The sequence below is a fragment of the Pseudomonas sp. GD03862 genome, assembly GCF_029840855.1.
Classification (GTDB): Bacteria; Pseudomonadota; Gammaproteobacteria; order Pseudomonadales; family Pseudomonadaceae; genus Aquipseudomonas; species Aquipseudomonas alloputida.
This window is the reverse complement of record NZ_JAOCDI010000084.1, coordinates 1-8,378: the sequence shown is the minus strand read 5'-3', so window position 1 is coordinate 8,378 and position 8,378 is coordinate 1. Positions and strand designations below refer to the sequence as shown.

The window sequence follows — 8,378 nt, the reverse complement described above, 5'->3', positions numbered from 1 at the left end:
CGGTGAACGGCGGGTGGAAATTGGCCAGCAGGCCTGGCCCATTCGCGGGTAAACCCGCGCCTACAGCGGCCTGTGCATGTCCAGTCAGGCCGTAGCGCTGACCATACCGCCTGCACTGCTGCCGCCCTCTTGCTGCAACAGTTCCAGCAACTGGGCCGTGGCCGCCATGATCTGCCCGTTGAGGGTGGCAATGCTCGCCTGCTTGGCACCTATCGCTGCCGCCTTGGCAGCCTCGTCCATCTTGCTGTTCTGCAATGCCGCCAACTGTTTCTGCTCTTCTGCCAGTTGCTTCTGCAGATCCTTGATCAACTGACGCAGCTCGCTCACAGCCCCCGATTCGCCACTGCCTTCAGCGTCGGTGGATTGCGCCTGGCTACCCCCCGACACCTTCATGCTGTCACTGCTGACGCTCAACGGCCCCACCGCCTCACCGGCCTGTTTCGCCTGTTCACGCTCGGTTGCTGCGTTCGCGCTCAGCGTCTGCGCTGAAACACCATTGATCATCAGGTTGCTTGCCGTGATGCCGCTCATGTCGATTCCCTGCCTGAAAGATTGGTCCTTGCCGTAACCAACACATCGGCCGCCTCACGCTGTTCTTTAGCCCGCTTAAATTCCCCCTCGGCTGGCTCGTTCCAACTCATGTACTTGCGCAGGAGCCGGAGCCCCGGCGGCGTCCATATTCGACCATTCAGGGAATCGCAGCCATGAGCCAGTCCTCACAGCAGGAAACCATCAAAGACATGATCGGCGTGGGCTTCGGCCCCTCCAACCTGGCCTTGGCCATCGCCCTGGAAGAACTCGCCGAATCCCGGGGCCATGCGCTCGACGCACTGTTCATCGACAAGCAGCAAGACTACCACTGGCACGGCGAGACCTTGGCTACCCAGAGCGAGTTGCAGATCTCGTTCCTCAAGGACCTGGTGTCGCTGCGCACCCCGACCAGCCCGTACAGTTTCGTCAACTACCTGCACCAGAAGCAGCGCCTGGCCGACTTCATCAACCTCGGCACCTTCTACCCCTGCCGCCTGGAGTACAACGACTACCTGCGCTGGGCCGCCGAGCATTTCACCTCCCAGGCGGTGTATGGGCAGGAAGTGTTGCGCATCGAACCGCACGTGCATGCAGGCCGGGTCCAACACCTGTGCGTGATCACGCGTGACAGACAAGGCCGCGAATACAGCCGCCCCACCCGCTCGGTGGTGGTGGGCAGCGGTGGCACACCGAAAATTCCGGAAAACTTCGGCGCCTTCAAGGACGACCCGCGAGTGTTCCACCACTCGCAGTACCTGAGCAGCCTGACCAAACTGCCGTGCACGGCTGGCAAGCCCATGCGCATTGCCGTGATCGGCTCAGGCCAGAGCGCCGCCGAGGCGTTCATCGACCTCAACGACAGCTATCCGTCAGTCAAGGTCGACATGATTCTGCGCGGCTCGGCCCTCAAGCCCGCCGACGACAGCCCCTTCGTCAATGAGATCTTCTCGCCCGACTATACCGATCTGGTCTACAACGAACCGGCCGACCAGCGCAGCAAACTGCTGGGCGAATACCACAACACCAACTACTCGGTAGTCGACCTCAACCTGATCGAGCGCATCTACGGCATCCTCTACCGGCAGAAGGTTGCCCATCAGCACCGCCACAACGTGCTGTGCCGGCGCCAGGTGGAAGCAGTGGTGGCCACCCGCGAAGGCCTGGAATTGACCCTGCGCGACCTCGCCACCGGCCAGCAGCAAACCCACCGCTACGATGCCGTTATCCTCGCCACCGGCTACGAGCGCCGCTCGCACCGTGAATTGCTGGCGCCGCTGGCCGATTACCTGGAGGACTTCAGCGTCGACCGCAACTACCGCGTACTGGCCAGCCCTGACTTGCAAGCCTCGGTGTACCTGCAGGGCTTCTGCGAAAGCAGCCACGGCCTGAGTGACACCCTGCTTTCGGTCCTGCCAACCCGCGCTGCGGAAATTGGCCGAGCGCTGTACCAGGATCTGGAGCAGCTGCACGAAAAACCCCAAGCAGCAGTGGCGCTGACCCGCGCCTGACCCCTCTGCAACCCGCCATCAAGGCCGGACTGATGCCTCGTGCGCAGTCCGGTTTTTGTGCTTTGAAACATTTAGTTTCATTTTAACCTGCAGGTTTTCAATTCTCATTCGTCCTTATCAGTACAGCACTCTTTGGTTGGCACACGCTCGACCACCAATAGCAGAAGACCGTCTGATGGCCAAATCACCGAAAAAATCCAAATCCAGGCTGTGGTTCCTGGTCCACAGCTGGCTCGCCTTGCCGATCTGGTTCTTTGTCCTGATCGTCTGTTTCACCGGCATGCTCGCCGTGGTCAGTCAGGAAATCGTCTGGCTCGCCGATCCGGCCGCACGCGCCAACAAGCCAGACGCGGACACCGAGCGCATGAGCTTTCAGCAGGTACTGGAGGCCTTGAACAAGGCCGAGCCGGACATGGTGGTGGAGCGCCTGAGCCAGCCGGATGGTTCGCACTTCGCGGTAAAAGCCAATGTCACCCTGCCTGACGGCACCAGCCCGACGCTGTATGTAAACCCCTACACCGGAACCATTCAGGGCAGGACCCCAGACTTCAACTTCGAAGCCTTCACCCGCGCCCTGCACGGCTGGTGGCTGGTGCCGTTCACCAACGGTTTCAGCTGGGGCTGGTACCTGGTATCGCTGCTCGGCCTGCCGATGCTGGCCTCGCTGGTCACCGGCCTGGTGGTTTACAAGAAGTTCTGGAAAGGCTTTTTCAAACCCGTGCGTACCGGCCATGGTTCGCGAATTTTCTGGGGTGACCTGCACCGTCTGTCCGGGGTGTGGTCAATCTGGTTCATTGCGGTCATTTCCATCACCGGCACCTGGTTCCTGATCCAGGCGATCCTGTTCGACAACCACATCACCATTTCCAGCCAACCCATCGTGCCGGTGATCGCCCGTGAGGAGGTGCCGCAAACACCAGATGGCAGCCCCGCCTCGCGCATCGACCTGGATGAGGCGGCACGCCTTGCCGGTCTGGCGATCCCAGGGCTGGAAGTGACCTCCATCTCGCTCCCCGCCACTGCCTACAGCCACGTCACGCTGTCTGGCCCGGGCTGGTACCCGTTGATGTTCCAGAGTGCTTCGGTGAATCCGTACACACGCAATGTCGACAGCCAGTTCGTGATCAGCGACCGTTCGGCGCTGGAGTTCGTCACCGAGTCCATGCGCCCGCTGCACACCGGCGACTTTGGCGGTTTGCCGATCAAGCTGGTGTGGTTCTTCTTCGGCCTGATCCTGACCCTGATGGTGCTCAGCGGCCTGCTGATCTGGACCAAACGCACCGCCCAGGCCACCGCCGCGGCCCTCAAGCGCAGCGAGCGCGCTCCACGTGCGGCACACAGTGAAACCACCGTGGAGATCCACTCATGAGCCAGGCCCTGCCCGCCAGCCCGCTGAAGCAGCTTTGGCTGAAGTGGCGTTTTCACCTGAACATCCTGCTGATCCTGATCCCGCTGGGCTTCATGCCCAAGTACTTCGCCGACGCCAGGCTGTTCCGCGGCGAGGCGGGCCTTGGCGCCAACGTGATCAGTGACATCCAGGTCGGCCCCTACAGCCTCGACCTTGCCGAACTGCGTGACGAGGCGCCACGCGCCGACGGCCCGGCCGGCTACTTCAAATCGTTCAATGCAGCGTTGTGCAAGGCCTGCATAAAGGACGTCAAGGCCGCCTACCTGCGCATCGGCAAGCCACGCAGCCTGCGCGCCGCCGGCACCATTTTCTTCGGTGCACCGTACAACATGGGCACCTCGTTGCCGATCCCGCCGCGCACCAAACCCGATGCGCACATCTGGATCACCCTGGAAGGCTGGGACGGCAGCATGCACCAGGCGTCGATCCCCCTGGCCAAGGCATCGCCAGCCACCGTTGCATGGCTCGAGAAACAAGGAGGCAACAAATGAAACACCTGATGCGCACCCTGACGCTGCCCTTCCTGATACTGGCTGCCAGCCCGGCGCTGGCGCACAACCCGATGTGCGAATGCGAGGAGCAGGCCAACGGCCAGGTCAAGTGCACCGGCGGTTTCTCGGACGGCAGCGGTGCCCCCGGGGTGACCCTGGACGTGATCGGTTATGACGAACAGGTGCTGGTCGGCGGCAAGCTTGGCGACGACTCGACGCTGACCTTCAAGCGCCCGGACGGCGAATTCTATGTGCTGTTCGATGCCGGCCCCGGGCACGTGGTTGAAGTGGACTACGCCGATATCGCCCAACCATGAGCCGCGCCCAAGTCATTCGCCCGGCCGGTACCGGGCACGAAACCCTGTACGTGCTGCTGGCAAGCCTGCTGATCGTGGTACTCGCCGCCAGCGTGGTGCTGCTGCGCGGTGAGCGCGAGGACGAACAGGCCATCGCCAGCTACCAGATCGACGCCCGCCGCGACCTCACCGCCGCCGAACAAGGCCTGTACACCGACCTGCGGGTAGCCTTCGACGAGATCCAGCTACTGCGCGAAGAAAACGCCGTCACGCCCAGCGTAAAGGCCCTGGCCGAAGAAGGCCTGCCGCCGTTCGTGGTCGATGCCGGCAGCCAGAGCCGTGGCGGCCACCAATGGTCATGGCTGGAACCCGGCGCCTACCTGGGTCGCAGCCAGGCCCCGGAAGTTGCCGGCAGCCTGCTGCTGATCCTGCCACCCGACAGCACAGGCCAAGCCGATGTCTGGCTGCGCCGCGACAGCGCCGCCGTGATCCCGGACGACCTCGGCAAGGCCGCCCTGATCGCCGCTGGCTGGCAGCAGGTGGTCAGCCACTACGACGCCGGTGTTACCCGCGAACACCGTCACTGAACCCAAGGACCCGCCCATGTTTCGCTCCGCCCTCGCCCTGCTCCTGACCCTTGCCCTGCCGGCACTGGCCCTGGCCGATAACAGCAAGCCGCTGCGAATCGGCATCACCCTGCACCCCTACTACAGCTACGTGAGCAATATTGTCGGCGACAAGGCCGAGGTGGTTCCCCTGATTCCGGCGGGCTTCAACCCGCATGCCTACGAGCCGCGGGCCGAGGACATCAAGCGCATCGGCACGCTGGACGTGGTGGTGCTCAACGGTGTTGGCCATGACGATTTCGCAGACCGCATGATCGCCACCAGCGAAAAACCCGACATCGCCACTATCGAAGCCAATCAGAACGTACCGCTGCTGGCGGCCACCGGTATTGCCGCGCGCGGTGCCGGCAAGGTGGTCAACCCGCACACCTTTCTGTCGATCAGCACCACCATCGCCCAGGTGAACAACATCGCCCGTGAACTGGGCAAGCTCGACCCGGACAACGCCAAGCTGTACACGCAAAACGCCCGTGCCTACGCCAAGCGCCTGCGCGCCCTGCGTGCCGAGGCCCTGGCCAAGGTCACCGAAGCCCCTGGCGCAACGTTCCGGGTCGCTACCATCCATGCAGCCTATGACTACCTGGTGCGCGACTTCGGCCTGGAGGTGACCGCTGTCGTCGAGCCGGCCCATGGCATCGAGCCCAGCCCGGCGCAGCTGAAAAAGACCATCGACCAGCTCAAGGCGCTGGACGTGCGGGTGATTTTCTCGGAAATGGACTTCCCGTCGGCCTATGTCGAAACCATTCAGCGTGAGTCCGGTGTGCGCCTGTACCCGTTGACGCATATCTCCTACGGCGAGTACACCAAGGACAAGTACGAGGTGGAAATGAAGCGCAACCTCGACACGGTGGTCCGCGCCATTCAGGAGAACCGCGCATGACCGCTGCCGCCAACCTGGTGACAGCCTGCGGGCCGCGCATCGAGTTCACTGGCATCGACCTGACTTTGGGGCGTACGCGCATCCTCGAACATGTCAGTTTCAGCGTGGCAGCAGGCAGCGTGCACGCCATCGTCGGCCCCAACGGCGGCGGCAAGAGCTCGTTGATCAAAACCCTGCTCGGGCAGATGCCACACCAAGGCCAGCTGACCTTGCATTGGCCTGGTGAGCGCGAAGTGATTGGCTACGTGCCGCAGGCACTGGAGTTCGACCGCGGCCTGCCCATGACCGTGGACGACTTCATGGCCGCCATGTGCCAGCGCCGCCCGGCCTTCCTCGGCCTGTCGCGGCGCGTGAAGCCGGACATTGATGCAGCCCTGGTAAAGGTTGGCATGCTCGACAAGCGCACGCGGCGCATGGGGGCACTGTCCGGCGGGGAGCGCCAGCGCGTGCTGCTGGCCCAGGGCCTGATCCCCGAGCCGCAGTTGCTGGTGCTGGACGAACCGATGTCGGCCCTCGATGAAGCCGGAATCCAGGTGTTCGAACAGTTATTGCAGGGCTGGCGCCAGGCCGGCACTACCGTTCTGTGGATCGAGCATGACCTGGAAGCCGTGTTGCGTCTGGCGGACCGGGTAACAGGCCTGAACCGCCAGGTTCTGTTCGATGCGCCGCCTGCCCAGGCCCTGACCCCGGAGCGCCTGCTCGGCCTGTTCTCCGTTCACCCGCGTAGCGAGAGCCTTGCCTGATGAGTTTTGAAATCTTTCGCCAAACGGTCCAGGACTGGGCCACTGCCGGCTATCTGCCCGAGGCGCTGGCCTACGGCTTCGTGGTCAACGCCCTGTTGGCCGGCCTGATGATCGGCCCGGTGTTGGGTGGCCTGGGCACCTTGGTGGTGGTCAAGCGCTTTGCGTTCTTCTCCGAAGCGGTGGGCCATGCGGCGCTGACCGGCGTGGCCATCGGTATCCTGCTGGGTGAGCCCTATACCGGCCCTTACGGCAGCCTGTTCGGCTACTGCCTGCTGTTCGGCATCCTGCTCAACTTCCTGCGCAACCGTACCGGGCTGTCGCCGGACACACTGATTGGCGTGTTCCTGTCGGTGTCGCTGGCGCTGGGCGCCAGCCTGCTGCTGATGCTGGCGGGCAAGATCAACGTGCACATCCTCGAAAACGTGCTGTTCGGCTCGGTGCTGACCGTTAGCGCCCAGGACCTGGTCGTGCTGGGCATCGTCGCAGTGCTGGTGCTGGCCTTGGCGCTGCCGCTGTACAACCGCATCATGCTGGCCAGTTTCAATCCGCAGCTGGCGGCTGTGCGCGGGGTGGCGGTGAAGACCCTGGACTATCTGTTCGTGGTACTGGTGACATTGGTGACCGTGGCTGCGGTGAAGGTGATCGGGGCCATCCTGGTCGGTGCACTGCTGGTCATCCCGGCCGCCGCCGCTCGCCTGGTCAGCCAGTCGCTCAAGGGCTTTTTCTTCCTGTCGGTGCTGATTGCCACCATCAGTACCCTGTTCGGCATCCTGCTACCGATCGTTTTCGACCTGCCAGTGCCGTCTGGGGCCGCGATCATCCTGGTTGCCGGCATCTGCTTTGCCCTGGCCGCCCTGGCCCGCGCGCTCGTTCCCCGCCTGCAAGGAAATCCGGCATGAACTTCAAACACCTGACCCTGGCGCTGGCACTGGCCGGCCTACCGTCCCTGTCTTTCGCCACGCAAGTGCTGACGACCCTGCCGGTCACCCACAGCCTGGCCAGCGCCTTGCTCGAAGGCACTGCGGTGCAGCTCCAGCGGGCCGCACCGGCCAACCTGCCTGCCAGCCGCCAGCCGTCGTATTTCAGTGGGCGTGGCGGCGCAGGCCTGCACAAGGCCGCCCAGCAGGCAGATGCGGTGATCGCCGTGCGTTCGATCTGGCGTGACGACCCGCTGTACCCGATGGCTCGGCGCAGCAATATCCGCATTGTCGAGATCGATGCCGCACGACCGGTGGATGGTGCCCTGCCGGGCATTGCGGTGAGCGGTGACGATGCCTATGACGCTTACCCCTGGCTCAACCCGACCAACCTCGGGCGCATGGCTGACGTGGTGGCCAATGACCTGGAGCGCCTGGCGCCGGACGACAAGGCAAAGATCCAGGGCAACCTGGCAGGGCTCAAGCGCCAATTGCTGGAGCTTTCGGCCAACAGCCAGACGCGGCTGGCCAAAGTCGACAACCTGACGGTGGTGAGCCTGTCGGAGCGGCTGGGCTATCTGGTCAACGGGTTGAACCTCGATGCGGTCGAGCAGCCACTGCCGGCCGATTGGGATGCGGCCGCACTAAAGGCGCTGGGGGATAACCTGAAGGCGCAGGACGTGGCGCTGGTGCTGGACCATCGTCAGCCGGACGCGGCAGTGGCCGAGGTGATCAAGGCGGCCGGGGCCAGGCTGGTGGTGGTGGAGAGTGACCCTGAGGATGCAATTGCGGGGCTCGAGGCCAGCGTTGACCAGGTGGTTGGGGCACTGGGCGAGCGCTGATCGGACAGGCTCGCGCGGCTGCAGTGGACACGCACCGGTGGTTCGTAGGAGCGGGTTCACCCGCGAAAGGGCCGGACCTGCTGGCCAATTTCCACCCGCCGTTCACCGTTGCCGCCGCCACCGTATTCGCGGGTAA

At 63.8% G+C, this 8,378-nt stretch carries 10 protein-coding genes; 9 read left to right on the top strand and 1 reads right to left on the bottom strand.

The window, feature by feature from the left end; translation table 11 throughout:
* Positions 1 to 84: 84 nt before the first annotated feature.
* Positions 85 to 531, bottom strand: coding sequence for a hypothetical protein (locus N5D53_RS27170; protein ID WP_279841106.1), 447 nt, complete (start codon positions 529 to 531; stop codon positions 85 to 87).
* A 173-nt stretch (positions 532 to 704) separates the two neighbouring features.
* Here N5D53_RS27170 and N5D53_RS27165 point away from each other — a divergent pair, with 173 nt between their 5' ends.
* The 9 genes from N5D53_RS27165 to N5D53_RS27125 all read left to right on the top strand — a co-directional run bounded on the left by N5D53_RS27165 (position 705) and on the right by N5D53_RS27125 (position 8,242).
* Positions 705 to 2,039, top strand: a complete 1,335-nt coding sequence (locus tag N5D53_RS27165) for a SidA/IucD/PvdA family monooxygenase (RefSeq protein WP_010954626.1) — start codon at positions 705 to 707, stop codon at positions 2,037 to 2,039.
* A gap of 175 nt (positions 2,040 to 2,214) precedes the next feature.
* Complete coding sequence (locus tag N5D53_RS27160) at positions 2,215 to 3,408, top strand: PepSY domain-containing protein (RefSeq protein ID WP_104961392.1); 1,194 nt, start codon at positions 2,215 to 2,217, stop codon at positions 3,406 to 3,408.
* A complete protein-coding gene (locus tag N5D53_RS27155; RefSeq protein WP_014590504.1) occupies positions 3,405 to 3,938 on the top strand; it encodes a hypothetical protein in 534 nt (177 codons plus the stop codon). Before N5D53_RS27160 ends, N5D53_RS27155 begins: the two co-directional genes overlap by 4 nt.
* Positions 3,935 to 4,255 (top strand): hypothetical protein, encoded by a 321-nt coding sequence (locus N5D53_RS27150; RefSeq protein ID WP_104961391.1) that lies wholly within the window; start codon positions 3,935 to 3,937, stop codon positions 4,253 to 4,255. Before N5D53_RS27155 ends, N5D53_RS27150 begins: the two co-directional genes overlap by 4 nt.
* Positions 4,252 to 4,821, top strand: a complete 570-nt coding sequence (locus N5D53_RS27145; protein WP_104961390.1) for a DUF6162 family protein — start codon at positions 4,252 to 4,254, stop codon at positions 4,819 to 4,821. Before N5D53_RS27150 ends, N5D53_RS27145 begins: the two co-directional genes overlap by 4 nt.
* A gap of 16 nt (positions 4,822 to 4,837) precedes the next feature.
* Positions 4,838 to 5,740 carry a metal ABC transporter substrate-binding protein gene (locus N5D53_RS27140; RefSeq protein WP_019436719.1) on the top strand — a complete coding sequence of 301 codons (903 nt, stop codon included), beginning with the start codon at positions 4,838 to 4,840 and terminating at the stop codon, positions 5,738 to 5,740.
* The gene (locus N5D53_RS27135) at positions 5,737 to 6,483 is read left to right on the top strand and encodes a metal ABC transporter ATP-binding protein (protein ID WP_104961389.1); all 747 of its coding nucleotides are present in this window, start codon (positions 5,737 to 5,739) and stop codon (positions 6,481 to 6,483) included. The genes N5D53_RS27140 and N5D53_RS27135 overlap by 4 nt, the downstream gene beginning before the upstream one ends.
* Positions 6,483 to 7,382, top strand: coding sequence for a metal ABC transporter permease (locus N5D53_RS27130; protein WP_064491487.1), 900 nt, complete (start codon positions 6,483 to 6,485; stop codon positions 7,380 to 7,382). The genes N5D53_RS27135 and N5D53_RS27130 overlap by 1 nt, the downstream gene beginning before the upstream one ends.
* Positions 7,379 to 8,242, top strand: a complete 864-nt coding sequence (locus N5D53_RS27125) for a zinc ABC transporter substrate-binding protein (RefSeq protein ID WP_279841105.1) — start codon at positions 7,379 to 7,381, stop codon at positions 8,240 to 8,242. The genes N5D53_RS27130 and N5D53_RS27125 overlap by 4 nt, the downstream gene beginning before the upstream one ends.
* The last annotated feature ends 136 nt before the right edge of the window (positions 8,243 to 8,378 follow it).